Below are 16,596 nucleotides of genomic sequence, written 5' to 3'. Positions count from 1 at the left end.
AACCACCAATTCAAGCTGAACTTGTTTCAGCTTATAATATGTTTTTATGCTAACAACTTAGATCCTGAAACCAGTTCAGGATGACGCTTACGTTTAATCTATATGTTTCAATGCCTCAAGTAATTTATAATTCTCCTCTCCAGTCCCCACCGTAAACCGTAAGGTATTTTCACAAAGCGGTTGTGTGGTTCGGTTTCTGATTACTATGCCTTTTTCTAATAGTTGGTCATAACGTTTATTGGCGTCATCTACTTTTACCAATATAAAATTAGCATCTGAAGGATATATTTTTTCAATAAAATTCACTTGAACTAATGCTTTACTTAAAAGAGCTCTTTCCTTCAGTAAATCAGATATTTCCGAATCCACTTTTTCCTTATTCAGTACACGCTCTAAAGCTCTTAGCTGAGTTAATTCGTTTACATTATAAGGTGGTTTTATCTTATTTAAAATCTGAATAATTTCTTCGGAAGCATAGCAAATTCCCAATCTAATTCCCGCCATTCCATATGCTTTTGAAAGCGTTTGGGTGATCACCAAATTTGGGTATTTTTCCAATTTATTTAGCCAGCTTTCTTCAGTCGAAAAATCAATATAAGCTTCATCGATAATTACTAATCCCTTAAAATTCTCAAGAATATGAATGATCTTTTGTTCGGAAAATGAGTTTCCGGTGGGATTATTCGGCGAACACAAAAAGATCATTTTTGTGTTTTGGTCTACCGAATTCAGGATTTCTTCAACATTTGGTTCAAAATCTGAACTCAGCAAAACTTCCCTATTCTCAATATTATTGATATTGCCCAGTACTTTATACATCCCATAAGTTGGCGGCAAAGTAATCACATTATCAGTTCCAGGCTCACAAAATGCCCTAAACAATAGATCCAGCACTTCATCGCTCCCATTTCCCAATAAAATATGCTCTGTCGAAACATTTTTGATTTTTGCCAATTCAGCCTTTAGGTTGCGTTGTTGCGGATCTGGATAACGGTTTACATCGGTTTGAAACGGATTTTCATTAGCATCCAGAAAAACCATTTCTGAGCCCGTAGACTGGTATTCGTCCCTTGCGGAAGAATAAGGTTTTAAACCGGCCACGTTTGGCCTTACCAGGTTATGTATATTGAATTTTTTCATTTATAATATTAAATTGGATTAAATCGTCATTGCGAACAAAGTGAAGCAATCTCAACATTTAGTTACCACAATTTAAAGATTGCTTCGTGCCTCGCAATGAGGTCCAAAAGTCACTTGAACAATTATTTCAATTCCTTTAATCGTAATGTCACCGCATTTTTATGCGCTTCCAAACCTTCGGCTTCAGCCATTAATTCTATGGCAGGCCCAATTTCCTTAATTCCTTCTTCTGTTATTTTTTGAAAAGTCATACTCTTCATAAAACTATCAAGATTTACACCGCTATATTGCTTGGCGTAGCCATTTGTTGGCAAAGTATGGTTTGTTCCTGAAGCATAATCGCCCGCACTTTCTGGGGTATAGTTTCCTATAAAAACCGAACCTGCATTCTGAATTCCTGCAGCAAAAAAGGCCTCATCATCGGCACAAATAATAAAGTGCTCTGGCCCATATTCGTCGATTAACTCCAGCGCGTCTTCTTTCTTTTCAATGTAAATTAGTCTCGAATGAGCTATAGCCTTTTCAGCAATACTTTTCCTGGGTAAAACCTCTAACTGACTTTCTACCTCTTTCTCCACCTTTTCAATTAGATCTTTAGAAGTAGAAACCAAAATCACCTGGCTATCTGCACCGTGCTCTGCCTGGCTTAGAAGATCTGAAGCCACAAAAGCAGCATTGGAAGAATCATCTGCAAAAACTAATAATTCTGATGGCCCGGCAGGCATATCTATCGCTACATTATGGCGGGTTGCCAGTTGTTTAGCCACGGTAACAAATTGATTTCCGGGACCAAAGATCTTGTAAACTTTAGGAATACTTTCTGTCCCAAAGGTCATAGCCGCAATCGCCTGGATTCCCCCAACTTTATATATTTTGGTAACGCCACACAGTTCGGCGGTGTATAAAATGGCTGGATGCACATTTCCGTTCTTATCTGGCGGAGTACAAAGCACAATTTCCTTACAACCAGCAATATTTGCGGGTGCGGCTAACATTAAAATAGTAGAAAATAAAGGAGCGCTGCCGCCAGGAATATACAACCCAACTTTTTGAATCGCCCTCTTTTCCTGCCAACATTTTACGCCTTTGGTAGTTTCAATTTCAATCCTATCGGTTTTCTGGGCGGTGTGAAATCTTTCGATGTTATTTTTAGCCAATTTAATGGCTTCTTTCAATTCCTCGGAAACCTCATTTGCAGCAGCACTTACTTCTTTTTCGGTAACCTGAGTATTTGTTAGGTTTATGCCATCAAAAAGTTCGGTATATTTTGAAACTGCCGCGTCCCCTTTGGTTTTAACTTCAGCAAAAACCTGATTTACCGTTTCTTCAATATCTTCTACGGTTTGGGTGGGTCTTTTTAAAATTTCAGGCCATTCGGCTTTAGTAGGATTAAAAAACTTTTTCATTTTAAAGTACCATTTTTTCGATTGGCGCTACTAAAATACCTTCGGCACCATTTTGTTTTAATTCATCTATAACTTCCCAGAAACGCTCTTCATTAATTACGGTATGTATAGAACTCCAACCTTCTTCAGCAAGTGGTAAAACAGTTGGGCTGCGCATTCCAGGTAGTAATTTGATTATGTTCTCTAAATTCTCATTTGGAGCATTTAAAAGAATATATTTAGAAGTACGCGCATTTAAAACCGATTTCAACCTGAATTGTAATTTCTCTAAAATCTGTTGACGAACTTCCGAAATTTTAGGTGAAATAGCGAGCACAGCTTCACTCTTCAGCATTACTTCTACTTCTTTTAGTCCGTTTTTGAAAAGCGTGCTTCCACTGGAAACAATATCACAAATACCATCTGCAAGCCCAATATTTGGAGCTATTTCTACAGAGCCATTAATAATATGCAATTCGGCTGTAATTCCTTTCTTTTCCAGAAATTCATTTACAGTATTTGGATAAGAAGTGGCTATCTTTTTTCCATCCAAGTCATTAATGCCATTATATTTCATCGATTTTGGTACAGCAAGAGAAACACGACATTTTGAAAAGCCAAGTTTTTCACCCTGGATAATATCTTTACCCTTTTCAATTAAAACATTCTCCCCAATAATTGCTGCATCTACAACACCATCTCTTAAATATTGAGGAATATCACCGTTTCTAAGATACATTACTTCCAAAGGAAAGTTACGAGACGAAGCTTTGAGTTGTTCCTTTCCATTATCTATAGAAATGCCCGCATCCTTTAATATTTTAAGGGAATCTTCGTTTAATCTCCCTGATTTTTGAATAGCTATTCTTAATTTTTCTTGGCTCATTTTTTTAATTTTTCTTTTTAATTTTTGGTTGGTGGCTATAAAATAAAAAACCCGTTTGAATAGCTCAAACGGGTTTTAAATATGCTGAAATCACAACACACCAAATTTACCTCGCCTGAGCGCAGTAGTAAATATGATGGTGATGTAATTGAAAATTCTTCATTGTGATTACAAATCTAAATATAAATTTTAAACTGCAAAACAGCTTTCTTGTTTTTTATGAATTGTTTTACTCGATAATCTAGATTTAAATGCTTCGAAGCCTGTTAGATCTAAATTACTCCTCTTAATATTTCGGAATCTTACTTGAAATAATTTTCTAAAAATCTGTTGAAGTTTGCATTAGCAGTAAAATTCAATTGATTCTATATACTAATCATCTATAGCACTAAAAAGCATTTGCCGGAATTTCCAGCCGGTTTCATCACCGGTATTTCCCTGGGTTTGCTTTAACAAAACACCAATTATTTGCTCTTCGGGATCGGCAAAATACTGGGTATTAAAATAACCACCCCAATCAAAAGTACCGGCACTACCCTGCCCTCCTGCAATTTCTCCTTTTTTGCTAACTACGCCAAAGGCAATACCATAGTACTGATTTGGAAAATTAAATTTTTCTCCTGTTTGATTTCCCATTATAATATCTACCGTTTTTCGACTTAATAAGCGAGTACCATTATATTCGCCTCCATTTAGATACATTTGAAGGAATTTAGCATAATCCTCTGCGGTACCCGATAGCCCGGCGCCTCCTGAAAAAAATGTTCCATCTTCTGTTAGCGGATAATTGGTATTATAAAATGTATTCGGAAAGTTTTCCCATTTTCCATCTTTTTTATGCTGTACAGCCACTAAGCGATCTTTTTTAGATGAAGGTTGATAGAACCTGGTATCATCCATTTGCAGAGGGTCGAAGATTCTCTCTTGTAAGAATTCATCAAAATCCTGTCCTGAAACTACTTCAATAAAATAACCCAGAACATCCAAACCTAAACTATAAGTGAATTTTTCACCGGGCTCGTGATGTAAAGGTAAAACGGCCAATTTTTTTACATTTTCTCCAATCTTAACTTCTTCTTCAGTGAACAATTCGGTAATTCCCGCCTTTGCGTAAATCTTTTTAATACGCTCGTCACTGTCTATCGCTCCATAACCAAGACCAGAAGTATGTGTTAGTAGGTGCCGAATAGTTATTTCATTTTCAGCTGGCGTAGAAGTAAAACTACTGTCAGCTTCATTAAAACTCTTTAGAATTTTGGGATCTTTAAATTCAGGGATATACTTTGAAACAGGATCGTCCAAACGGAACTTTCCTTCTTCCCAAAGCATCATTACCGCGGTAGCTGTAATAGCTTTTGTTTGAGAGGCTAATCTAAAAATCGCATCTTTTTCAAGTTCTTTTCCTGAGGCATTAGCTTCGCCATAAGCTTCGTAAAAAACAATTTTCCCATCCCTGGCTATTAAAGCAACCGCTCCCGGTATTTGGTTTTCTTCAATTGCCGATTGGAGCATTTCTTCAATCTTCTGAATTCTTTCTGAAGACATCCCTACTTCAGCAGGAGTAGCTGATTCCAGTTTTCCGGAATCAATAACGGAAGTCGTTTGTGCAGAAATAGCAAGGCTTCCTATAAAAATAGAAAGCCTTGCGATATTTAAGAAAATAGATCTCATCTTTAATAGTTTAATTTGAACCACCTAAAATTAAAGGCATACCATCTTCACCTGAACCTATAATAACGGTTTTAGAGTTACCCGATTTCGCAAGTTCTAATGTTGCCTGAATTCCTTTTTCCTTTAGAATATTGGGTGTTAAAGAGGCGTTTAAGATTTCGTTAGCACGAGCTTTACCTTCAGCATCAATTCGTTGACGTTCGGCTTCTTGTTCAGCTTTGGTCAAGCGAAATTCATATTCTAAAGATTCCTGCTCCTGGCGTAATTTACGCTCAATCGCATCTTTAATATTTGGCGGAAGGGATACATCACGTACCAAAACCTCGTTTACCTGTACATATTGGTCCTGTAGCAAAATTTGAGTTTCTTCTAAGATCTCTTTCTGAATAGCTTCTCTCTTACTGGCATAAAGTTGCTCTGGGTTATATCTTCCTACAACAGATCTTGCAGCCGATCTTACTGCAGGCTGAAGTAAACGCCTAATATATTCTTCACCTTTTTCCCTGTGTAGGCTTCCCAGGTTTGCATAAGAAGGTTGAAACCAGGTAGAAGCATCAATATCAATTTGAAGTCCGTTAGAACTTAGCACTTGCATTTGTTCTTCCAGCGACTGTTGTCTTACTTCATAAACAAAAACCCTGTTCCAGGGAGCTACCAGGTGAAAACCTTCATTTAACGGTGGCTCATCTGTAACTACACCGCCACCAAAAGTTTTATAAAGCACACCGGCTTCACCAGAACCTATGGTAACAGTAGATTTTGCAACAAATATTATTAAAAGTACGATTCCTATAATAATAGGAATTCCGAGTTTAGGTAATTTTTCCATCTATATAATTGTATTTAAATTAATCCTTTGTATTTTCTGAAAAACCATTCTGCGGTGAGTATCAAAACAAGCAGAAATAGAAGGTAATACCAGTCTACCAAAGGTACAATTTTTTGACGGCTTTTCTGAACAGGTTTGTATTTATCGTTGCTTAAAAGTGCATTGCTTATTTCCTGAAGTTCATCTTTGTAATAAACCCTGGTTCCAGAATTTTCTGCAAGCGCCTCCATCGCATTTTTATTAGCTGAAATAAACTGCTGCTCAATATTGTAGGCAATTACTTCAAAGCTACCTGAACGGGATATTTGAGATGTTGTTTCGGTAATCGTAAAATCATAATTTCCGGCAGGTAAATTGCCTAAATCTACTTCATAACCGTTGTTTCTTAGAACTAATTGAGACTCTAGATTCTCTACAGCATTTTCTGCGGAAATCACCAGGTTCGCGTTAGGATCAAACTGATAATTTTGATCGAAGAAATTAGCGGTTATTTTTACAGCTTCATTTTCGTAATAAAATGAATTATAATCTACTGTTAATCGTTCTCGTTGTTGTGTTGAAGCAATATTCTGAACCAGCTTACCAATAAAATTATCAAATTTTTCAAAAGATTTATGCTCTAAAAAGGTATTAGAACGCCATCTCCAGAGATTTTCTCCAAAAATAAAGGCATTTTTATTTTGGCCTTTTCCGGCAATAGCGATTAAAGGCTGTGAAGTTTCTACATTTTCAATTTTCTGAAAATAAATGCTTTCAAAACTATTATTTTGAATATTGATATTTCCAAACTTATCTTCCAACGGAGGAAATTCTGAAAACCCGGTTTCTTCAAACTGAAATTGAATAAAATTGGAATTTTTTACAGCAAAAATTTCCTGTGACTGATTAGTAAAATCTTTTGCCACAAAATCCTGAATTCTATTAATAAAATTCCAATCGGTTTGAGTTCCAGTAACCAGTAGGTAATTTTGATTATTCTCTTTTAAATCTTCAAAGATAGTGGCAAAACCTGAAGTTGGCTGGTACAATATAACTAGCTGATAATCTTCTAAATTTGATAAATTATCCTGAAGATATTTTATATCAAGTTGTCGTTGTTTATTGGTTTCAATAGACTTTTTAAAAGTTCCTATATCGGGATGTGGCGCAGCACTTATTAACAGAATTTTACTGCGTTCGTCAATGACTTCAACGGCAAACTTTTTAGAATTATTTGCTTTGTTTTTTTCATTTTCTAACGGAATAATTTCGGCTTTATAAGAAAGAACACCAAGCTTTGAAGCCGGAAGCTCAGTACGAATTACAGCCGAATTGTTATCTGAATTAAGAGAAATTTTTTCTGAAAATATTATATTCTCCTCAGATTTAATTACGAATTCTGAATTTATTTGTTCTTCGCCAGAATAGGAAATAAAAGCTTCAACGGGAAAGCGATTATCTAAAAAAGCGTAGGTATTTACATTAAGTTGAGCTAATTCTAAATCTGAATATTGCGTGGTATCACCTACCACTAAGGGATAAATTTCCTGGTTATTTCCGGGTTTAAAGTAACGAAAATCCCTACCCGTGCTTTGATTACCGTCAGAAATAAGAATTACGGCCGTAGCTTTTTTTCGAAATAATTCTTTTAATGATTCCAGCGCAGCGTAAATATTGGTTTGGGAAGCTTTAAATTCGGGTGTGTTAGAGTTTATCAGTTCATTCTCAAAGTTATATTGCACCAACTCAAAACGCTCCTGAAGCGCTTTATTCGACTTTAAGTCTTCTAAAATATCCCGCACTGTATCTTCCTGCTCTAAATGCGCGATAGATTCAGAATCATCTACAGCCAAAATTAAATTCGGTTTTTCGAGTTCGTAAGTTGTTGAAGAAATTTTAGGATTAATAAGTAGCAAAAGAAGTATAAAGACTGAGAAAAATCGTAGAGCAAAAAGAATGTAAATTTCCCTTCTTTTATTTTTATTCTTAAAGAGATACTGAAAAAAAGCAAACCCCAGCGCAGTAATTATGGCCAGGGCTATGAGTATGATGTTGCTTATATTCATTTATGGGAAATAGAGTTAAAAGTTAATGGTAAATCTTTTAACTAATAACTATTCACTTTTATCTGACTAGGTGTGCATTCCGCCGTCTACGTGAAGTACCTGGCCGGTAATATAAGAACTAAGGTCGCTGCCAAGAAAGACACAGGCGTTTGCAATATCTTCTGGAGCTCCACCTCGTTTTAACGGGATAGCCTGTCTCCATCCATCCACAACTTTTTCATCAAGCTTTTCTGTCATTTCGGTTTCTATGAATCCTGGAGCAATCACGTTGGTTCTAATATTCCTGGAACCAAGTTCCTGTGCCATAGATTTAGAAAAACCAATAATCCCGGCTTTTGAGGCTGCGTAATTTGCCTGGCCGGCGTTTCCGGTAACTCCAACTACCGAACTCATATTAATAATACTTCCTTTGCGTTGCTTCAGCATAGTGCGCTGTACAGCTTTGGTCATATTAAAGATAGATTTCAGATTAACTTCAATCACCTTATCAAAATCTTCTTCGCTCATTCGCATTAGCAAGTTGTCTTTGGTGATTCCGGCATTATTAACCACAATATCTATATCTCCAAAATCGGCAGCTACATCCTTTACCAATTGCTCTGCTTCCTTAAAACTTGCCGCATTAGACTGGTAAGCTTTAGCTTTTACTCCAAGTTTACTTAATTCATCGGCTAGTGCATTTGCAGATTCGGCCGAAGAGTTATAGGTAAAAGCTACATTTGCCCCGTGTTGTGCAAACACTTCTGCAATACCTTTCCCTATTCCGCGACTACCACCGGTTATTATGGCATTTTTTCCTTCTAATAATTTCATATTTATAAAAAGATTGGTGTTTATTTAATAGTTTCAAATATAGCAAAAGCTGAAGGCAAGAAATAAAAAATCCTCCTGTATTTAGCCATTATGCCAAATAAGGAGGATTTTAATATAGTTTTAAGCCAGATATTATCCTTTCATAACTTCGGCTACTTTTTTTCCAATTTCAGCTGGAGAATCAACAACGTGAATTCCATTTTCTTTTAGAATAGCTTTTTTGGCTTGGGCGGTATCTTCGCTGCCGCCTACAATTGCTCCTGCGTGCCCCATTGTACGGCCTGCTGGTGCAGTTTCTCCGGCGATAAAACCTACAACCGGTTTTCTGTTTCCATTTTCTTTAATCCACTTAGCCGCATCTGCTTCTAATTGACCTCCAATTTCACCAATCATTACGATGCATTCGGTTTCTTCGTCGTTCATCAATAATTCTACGGCTTCTTTAGTAGTGGTTCCAATAATTGGATCTCCACCAATACCAATTGCAGTGGTAATTCCAAGACCTTGTTTTACAACCTGATCTGCTGCTTCGTAAGTTAAAGTACCCGATTTAGATACAATTCCTACTTTTCCTTTTTTGAAAACAAAACCTGGCATAATCCCAACTTTTGCTTCTCCCGGAGTAATTACACCCGGACAGTTAGGACCTACCAAACGGCAATCTTTATCCTGAATATAATCGTATGCTTTTACCATATCGGCAACAGGAATACCTTCTGTAATTGTAATAATTACTTTAATACCTGCATCTGCAGCTTCCATAATTGCATCTGCAGCAAAAGCCGGTGGTACAAAGATTATTGAAACATCTGCCTCTGTTTTTTCAACAGCCTCAGATACTGTATTAAAAACCGGTTTATTAAGGTGTTTTTGACCTCCTTTACCGGGAGTTACACCTCCAACAACATTGGTTCCGTATTCTATCATTTGTTCAGCGTGAAAAGTACCTTCGCTACCGGTAAATCCCTGCACTATTATTTTTGAATTTTTATTGACTAAAACGCTCATAAATTTTTTGATTTTTGCGATTACAAAAGTAGGTTTTTAAATATAAAACCTAAAGTTTTTTGGTGGTTTATTGGGCTTGTACTCTTAAAATTGAATTAAAGTTTTAACTCAAAATCTTGAATTAATGCGAATCTTTAAAATTTAAGACCAGGGACTTTCATCTATCTCTTCTCCAAGTTGCGAGATTTGTACCCCTTTAAAAAGTTTATTGTCTTTTAATTCCCAAATGGCCATAAAATGCGCAAGCGGCATTTCTTCATCGGGATTTTCTATGGTTTTTACGTGATAAGTAAACTGAATAGCGATTTGATGATCTTCTTCTACTGTCTTTTCAACTTCAGCTTTAAGCGATTCGTAGTTTTTAGACATATCATTTCTAATGGAAAGAATCTCATCAAAATTCAGCTTTTTAAGTCCGGTAGTACCATACCAGGTGAGATTTACATTGGGATGCAAATAATTGTCTAATGTTCCTTTTTCATCCTTAAATAAGGAGGTATAAAAATTCTCAACAATCTCTTTACTTTTTAAGCCCATAGTCTTTTACTTTAATTTTTCCAGCAATTTAGGTAATTGCCTTAAGAGCGCCAACTCTTTTAATTTGGCCCGGGATTCCATTGCCGGGTTTCCTGTATAAATTTTATTAGCCTTTGTAGATTTCGTGATGCCGGCCTGGCCCATAAGAATTCCGCCTTTTTCTACGGTTATCCCGCTGCGCATCCCAACCTGGCCCCAAACAGTAACTTCGTCTTCAATAGTTACAGCACCGGCTATGCCTACCTGGCTGGCGATAAGGCATTTTCTACCAATAACGGTATCGTGACCAACCTGGATTAAATTATCCAGTTTGGTTCCTTCTTTAATCGTAGTATCTCCCGTAACTCCTTTATCTATAGTGCAATTTGCGCCAATTTCTACATCATCTTCTATAACCACACGTCCGCCAGATCTTAATTTATCAAAACCTTCTGGCCGGGTTTTGTAATAGAAAGCATCACCACCCAAAACAGTACCGGAATGTATAATCACGTTATTCCCGATAACCGCATTATCATATATACTTACGTTGGAATGAATTAAGCAATTACTACCTATTTTCACATTATTCCCAATAAAAGTATTTGGTTGAATATGCGTACCCTCCCCTATTTGAGCCGAATCTGAAATAGATTTTTCAGATTTCTGAAAAGGTTTAAAATATTGGGTAAGCTTATTAAAATCTGAAAAAGGATCTTCTGAAATAAGCAAAGCTTTACCTTCAGGACAATCGACTTTTTTATTGATTAAAATTACGGTCGCTGCCGAATTTAAAGCTTTATCGTAATATTTTGGATGATCTACAAAAACAATATCGCCGGGTGTTACCACGTGAATTTCATTCATACCCAAAACCGGAAAATTGGCATCCCCAATGTATTGAGCATCAATAATAGTGGCAATTTGTTGCAGCGTATGTTCTTGTGGAAATTTCATATTGATTAATGTTAACTATAGAAAAAGATTAAAAATCCTGTAACGTCAAGCTGAACTTATTTCAGCTTCTAACATGAATATTAATTTTTATTCTTAGATCCTGAAATATCCCGAAACTTAGGGACAGGATAACGATCTTGTAAATTTTCAATCCTTAATTCTGAAAGAACTACTCTTTAATTCTTTCTTTGTAAGTACCCTTTTCGGTTTCAATTTTAATTTTGTCGCCTTCATTAATAAACAAAGGAACGTTTACTTCAGCGCCGGTTTCAACAGTTGCCGGTTTTGTAGCATTTGTAGCTGTATTACCTTTAACTCCAGGCTCAGTGTGTGATACTTCTAACACAACGCTGGCAGGCATTTCTACTGAAAGAGGAGCGTTATCTTCGGTATTGATTATAACTGTAACCACTTCGCCTTCCTTTAAAAGTTTTGGCTGATCTAAAGCTTGCTCTACAAGACGAATTTGGGTATAATCTTCAACATTCATAAAATGATAAAATTCACCATCATTATATAAATACTGAAACTTATGGGTCTCTACACGAACATCTTCAATTTTATGACCGGCAGAAAATGTGTTTTCTATAACTTTCCCTGTAGTTACGCTTTTAAGTTTAGTTCTTACAAAAGCAGGTCCTTTTCCAGGTTTTACGTGTAAAAATTCAGTTATCTTATAAATATCGTGGTTGTAACGAATACACAATCCGTTTCTAATATCGCTTGTACTAGCCATTTTTTAATTTAATTAGAGCTAAAGTATCCTTTCATGATACCTCGCTGTGAGTTTTTAATGAATTCTAAAATTTCGTCTCTTTCTGCAGTTGCTTGCATTTCAGCTTCAATTATAGCAACAGCCTGGGAGTTGTTATAGTTTTTCTGATATAAAATTCTATAAATATCCTGTATTTCACGAATTTTTTCGGTAGTATATCCTCTTCGGCGTAAGCCAATAGAATTAATACCAACATAAGAAAGTGGTTCTCTTCCCGCTTTTACAAACGGTGGCACATCTTTTCTAACCAAAGATCCACCCGTTACAAAGGCGTGCCTCCCAATACTACAAAACTGCTGAATTGCTGCCATTCCTGCAAGAATCACGTAATCTCCAACATTTATGTGGCCGGCAAGGGTACTGTTATTAGAGAAAATACAATTATCTCCTACAATACAATCGTGTGCAATATGGCAATAAGCCATAATCCAGCAATTTTTCCCAATTACCGTTTTCATTCGGTCTGTAGTACCACGATTAATAGTTACACATTCCCTAATGGTTGTGTTATCTCCAATAACCGTAATGGTATCTTCGTCGTCAAATTTTTTATCCTGCGGAATAGCAGAAATAACGGCTCCCGGAAAAATACTGCAATTCTTTCCAATGCGGGCACCTTCCATTATAGTTACGTTAGATCCTATCCAGGTTCCTTCGCCAATTACCACATTATTATGAATAGTGGTAAAAGGTTCTATCACTACATTTTTAGCAATTTTGGCTCCCGGATGTACGTAAGCTAAAGGCTGGTTCATATTTTTTATTTTGATTTTACAATTTGCGCCATTAGTACAGCCTCGGTAGCTAATTTTCCATTCACATAGGCATAGCCCTGCATTTGGCAAATTCCGCGGCGTATAGGCGCAAGTAATTCTAATTTGAATATTAAAGTATCGCCAGGTACTACCTGTTGTTTAAATCTTACATTATCTATTTTCATAAAATAAGTAAGATAATTTTCTGGATCTGGCACCGATTTTAAAGCAAGAATACCCCCGGTTTGAGCCATAGCTTCTACCTGGAGTACGCCGGGCATCACCGGTTTTCCCGGAAAATGGCCTACAAAAAAAGGCTCGTTCATGGTTACATTCTTTAAACCAATCACACAGCTATCTGTACAGCTATAAATTTTATCTACCAGGAGAAATGGAGAGCGATGTGGCAATATATCCATGATATCGGTAACATCCATTAATGGTTTTTGATCAAAATCTATTTTTGGAACATTATTGCGTTTTTCGGCTTTAATTATTTTAGCCAGTTTTTTAGCAAATTGGGTATTTACATAATGCCCAGGCTTGTTGGCAATAACTTTTCCACGAATTCTGGTTCCTATTAAAGCAAGATCTCCCACCACATCTAAAAGTTTATGTCTTGCAGCTTCATTAGGATAATGTAAGGTTAAATTATCCAGAATTCCATTTGGTTTAACCGAAATATTATCACGATTAAAAGCAATGCGAAGTTTTTTAAAGGTTTCTTCGTTTATTTCTTTGTCTACATAAACAATAGCATTGTTTAGATCGCCTCCTTTAATTAATCCGTGATCTAACAAAGCTTCAAGCTCGTGTAAAAAGCTAAAAGTTCGCGCATTTGCAATTTCATTCTTAAACTCAGAAAGGTGTGAAATTGTAGCGTTTTGCGTGCCCAAAACTTTTGTTTCAAAATCAACCATGGTGGTTACCTGGTATTCATCGGCGGGCATTACAATTATTTCGCTTCCACTTTCATCGTCGTGATAAGTAATTACTTCTTCTACTACAAATTCTTCACGCTCTGCTTCCTGTGCAACTACCCCGGCTTTTTCTAAAGCTTCAACAAAGAACTTTGAAGAGCCATCCATTATTGGAGGTTCAGATGCATCTAATTCAATTACAATATTATCTATATCCATACCTACACAAGCGGCCAGCACGTGTTCTGAAGTTTGGATTTTCACCCCTTTCTTCTCCAGGTTGGTACCTCTTTGGGTATTTACAACATAACTTACATCTGCTTCAATCTCGGGTTCTCCTTCAAGATCCATTCTTTTAAAAACATAACCGGTATTTTCTGCAGCAGGTTTAAATGTCATTTTCACTTTCTGCCCGGTATGCAGCCCAACCCCTTGAAGAGAAATCTCTTTATCTATGGTATGTTGTTTCGCCTGTTTATAAGCCATTTTTAATCTTTTTTTCTAATTGGTTAAGTGTATCTATGGTTTTAGGTAAGTTTTTAAAATGAACATAAGATTTGGCAAAATCTCCATAGCCAAAAGCGGGAGAACCCTGTAGCATTTCATCATCTTTCACATTTCGACCAATCCCAGATTGCGCCTGAATTTTCACCCTGTCTCCAATTTGCAAATGTCCTGCGATGCCGGCCTGTCCTCCAATTAGGCAGTTTTTACCAATTTTAGTAGAACCTGCAATTCCCGCTTGTGCAGCGATAGCTGTGTTAGAGCCAATTTCAACATTATGTGCAATTTGAATTTGATTATCCAGTTTTACACCTTTTCTTATAATAGTAGAACCTAATGTGGCACGGTCTATTGTAGTACCAGCCCCAATATCTACATTATCTTCTATAATTACATTTCCAATTTGAGGAACTTTTGAATATATCCCATCTTCTCCAGGGCTAAATCCAAAACCATCTGCTCCTACTATCACGCCGCTGTGTAATACACAATTATTACCTATAATTGTTTCTGAATAAACTTTTACACCGGGAAAGATAATAACATCATCTGCTATCTTAACATTATCCCCAATATAAACATTAGGATAAATTTTTACGTTTTTACCAATTTTCACATTGTCACCAATATATGCGAAAGCACCCAAATAAAGATTTTCTCCAAACTCAGCTGAATCTGAAACAAAGCTGGGCTGTTCAATTCCTTGCTTGTTTAATTTTATCTGGTTGTAATATTCAAGTAATTTAGAGAATGCTTTGTAAGCATCTTTTACCTTTATTAAAGTGGTTGTAATTGGTTCTTCGGCTACAAAATCACTATTTACAATGGTTATAGACGCCTGGGTAGAATATATATAAGAAGTATATTTAGGATTACTCAAAAAGGTAAGGGAACCTTCCCCGCCTTCTTCAATTTTAGCTAATTCAGATACTTCGACCTCAGGATTGCCCTCAATTTTTCCGTCGAGAATCTCTGCTATTTGTGCTGCTGTAAATTTCATTCTGGCAAAAGTAAAAAAAAAGCGTTAATGTTTGGCCTTCGGGTAGCATATATAATACTTAACCACAGTTTTTGAAAGGGCTTTCAGGTTTAATTGGTCTGATGCTTTAGCTACATCGCTAATCTTCCCATTTTTATGTAAAATATTAATATTATTATTTTCACTTTTATAAGCGGTGTTTGTCACTTCGCCGCTAAACACAAAATAATCTGCTTCTTCTGCTGAAATACTCTCTTTTTCCTGCAGTGCTATGCGACGTTTTTCAAGCTTTTCTACCGATGGTTTTTTCTTCTTAATCTTTACTTTTAGAAGATCCCGGTTTATAATCATATTACATAAATTACTCAGCACAAAATCGTTGTGATATTGCCATTCTTTCATTGCAGAAATAATATCGTAATCGTCTAAACGAGCAAAAACCGATAGGGTTTCAGAAGAAAAATTCTCTGGACCTATCTTATTATAAAGAAAATACGAAAGCGCTTTACTGGCATTAAGTTTTTCACCTTTTTCAACCAGCTCTTTAGCACGTTTTAAAACTCTTATTAAAAGTTGCTCTGCTACCAAACTGGTTTTATGCAGATAAACCTGCCAGTACATTAGTCTTCTTGCAACAAGAAATTTTTCTACTGAATAAATTCCTTTTTCCTCAATCACCAAATCGTCATTTACCACATTTAACATGGTTATTAAACGTTCGCTATTTATGTTTCCCTCTGCGGCTCCGGTATAAAAACTATCACGCTTTAAATAATCAAGCCTATCCATATCCAACTGACTTGAAATTAACTGGTTTAAAAATCTTCGGTTATATGTTCCGCGGAAAATTTGAAGTGCCAGCGTTAAACTTTGGTTAAAGTCACGGTTCATTTCTTCCATAAAAAGCAAAGAAATACTTTCGTGATCTACGCCTTCTACAATGCTATGTTCCATTGCGTGAGAGAACGGGCCGTGGCCAATATCGTGCAGTAAAATGGCAATTTGCAGAGCTTCTTCTTCGGCTTCAGAAATTATAACTCCTTTATGCCGAAGTATCTGCACTGCTTTTTGCATTAAATGCACACAGCCAATAGCATGATGAAAACGGGTATGATGCGCACCGGGATAAACCAAATAAGACATTCCCATTTGTGAAATTCTGCGTAAGCGCTGAAAGTAAGGATGCTCAATAATACTGAAGATTCGCTCACTCGGGATGGTAATAAATCCGTAAATTGGATCGTTTAATATTTTAAGTTTATTAGTTGAAGTCAAGCTTTGTAACGTATTAATTTAAAACAAAGATACATAGATAGACTTTGGAAGTTGAAAAACCAATTATTAAGTTATAAAAAACCTCAATTTTCAATAAACTAATTAGAACAAGTAATTGAAAAACGACTTAAAGTCAAA

General features: G+C 36.2%; 15 protein-coding genes. All 15 read right to left on the bottom strand.

Annotated elements, in window-relative coordinates:
• Nucleotides 1-93: 93 nt before the first annotated feature.
• Nucleotides 94-1,140, bottom strand: coding sequence for a histidinol-phosphate transaminase (gene hisC / locus AO058_RS11935; RefSeq protein ID WP_075326778.1), 1,047 nt, complete (start codon nt 1,138-1,140; stop codon nt 94-96).
• Between the two features lie 122 nt (nt 1,141-1,262).
• A complete protein-coding gene (hisD, locus tag AO058_RS11930) occupies nt 1,263-2,546 on the bottom strand; it encodes a histidinol dehydrogenase (RefSeq protein ID WP_075326777.1) in 1,284 nt (427 codons plus the stop codon).
• A 1-nt stretch (nt 2,547) separates the two neighbouring features.
• Nucleotides 2,548-3,411 (bottom strand): ATP phosphoribosyltransferase, encoded by an 864-nt coding sequence (gene hisG, locus AO058_RS11925; protein WP_075326776.1) that lies wholly within the window; start codon nt 3,409-3,411, stop codon nt 2,548-2,550.
• 372 nt (nt 3,412-3,783) lie between these two features.
• Nucleotides 3,784-5,082, bottom strand: a complete 1,299-nt coding sequence (locus tag AO058_RS11920; protein ID WP_075326775.1) for a serine hydrolase domain-containing protein — start codon at nt 5,080-5,082, stop codon at nt 3,784-3,786.
• A 10-nt stretch (nt 5,083-5,092) separates the two neighbouring features.
• Nucleotides 5,093-5,911 (bottom strand): prohibitin family protein, encoded by an 819-nt coding sequence (locus tag AO058_RS11915; RefSeq protein ID WP_075326774.1) that lies wholly within the window; start codon nt 5,909-5,911, stop codon nt 5,093-5,095.
• 14 nt (nt 5,912-5,925) lie between these two features.
• Entirely contained in the window at nt 5,926-7,956 is a 2,031-nt protein-coding gene (locus AO058_RS11910) for a hypothetical protein (RefSeq protein ID WP_075326773.1), read from the bottom strand.
• 66 nt (nt 7,957-8,022) lie between these two features.
• Nucleotides 8,023-8,769, bottom strand: coding sequence for a 3-oxoacyl-[acyl-carrier-protein] reductase (fabG, locus tag AO058_RS11905; protein WP_075326772.1), 747 nt, complete (start codon nt 8,767-8,769; stop codon nt 8,023-8,025).
• 132 nt (nt 8,770-8,901) lie between these two features.
• Nucleotides 8,902-9,777 carry a succinate--CoA ligase subunit alpha gene (sucD, locus tag AO058_RS11900; RefSeq protein WP_075326771.1) on the bottom strand — a complete coding sequence of 292 codons (876 nt, stop codon included), beginning with the start codon at nt 9,775-9,777 and terminating at the stop codon, nt 8,902-8,904.
• Between the two features lie 141 nt (nt 9,778-9,918).
• Nucleotides 9,919-10,314 (bottom strand): hypothetical protein, encoded by a 396-nt coding sequence (locus AO058_RS11895; RefSeq protein WP_075326770.1) that lies wholly within the window; start codon nt 10,312-10,314, stop codon nt 9,919-9,921.
• Between the two features lie 6 nt (nt 10,315-10,320).
• On the bottom strand, nt 10,321-11,250 hold the full coding sequence (locus AO058_RS11890; protein WP_075326769.1) for a UDP-3-O-(3-hydroxymyristoyl)glucosamine N-acyltransferase: 930 nt from the start codon (nt 11,248-11,250) through the stop codon (nt 10,321-10,323).
• Nucleotides 11,251-11,419: 169 nt separating this feature from the next.
• On the bottom strand, nt 11,420-11,986 hold the full coding sequence (gene efp / locus AO058_RS11885) for an elongation factor P (RefSeq protein ID WP_075326768.1): 567 nt from the start codon (nt 11,984-11,986) through the stop codon (nt 11,420-11,422).
• A gap of 8 nt (nt 11,987-11,994) precedes the next feature.
• Nucleotides 11,995-12,780: an acyl-ACP--UDP-N-acetylglucosamine O-acyltransferase gene (gene lpxA, locus AO058_RS11880; protein ID WP_075326767.1), complete on the bottom strand. Its 786-nt coding sequence runs from the start codon at nt 12,778-12,780 to the stop codon at nt 11,995-11,997.
• Nucleotides 12,781-12,785: 5 nt separating this feature from the next.
• Complete coding sequence (locus AO058_RS11875; protein WP_075326766.1) at nt 12,786-14,186, bottom strand: bifunctional UDP-3-O-[3-hydroxymyristoyl] N-acetylglucosamine deacetylase/3-hydroxyacyl-ACP dehydratase; 1,401 nt, start codon at nt 14,184-14,186, stop codon at nt 12,786-12,788.
• Entirely contained in the window at nt 14,176-15,204 is a 1,029-nt protein-coding gene (gene lpxD, locus AO058_RS11870) for a UDP-3-O-(3-hydroxymyristoyl)glucosamine N-acyltransferase (RefSeq protein WP_075326765.1), read from the bottom strand. The genes AO058_RS11875 and lpxD overlap by 11 nt, the downstream gene beginning before the upstream one ends.
• 24 nt (nt 15,205-15,228) lie before the next feature.
• Entirely contained in the window at nt 15,229-16,458 is a 1,230-nt protein-coding gene (locus tag AO058_RS11865) for an HD domain-containing protein (RefSeq protein ID WP_075326764.1), read from the bottom strand.
• Between the last annotated feature and the right edge of the window lie 138 nt (nt 16,459-16,596).

The organism is Salegentibacter sp. T436, assembly GCF_001932675.1.
Classification (GTDB): domain Bacteria; phylum Bacteroidota; class Bacteroidia; order Flavobacteriales; family Flavobacteriaceae; genus Salegentibacter; species Salegentibacter agarivorans.
The sequence above is the reverse complement of the archived record's forward strand: the minus strand, read 5'-3'. Positions and strand labels throughout refer to the sequence as shown.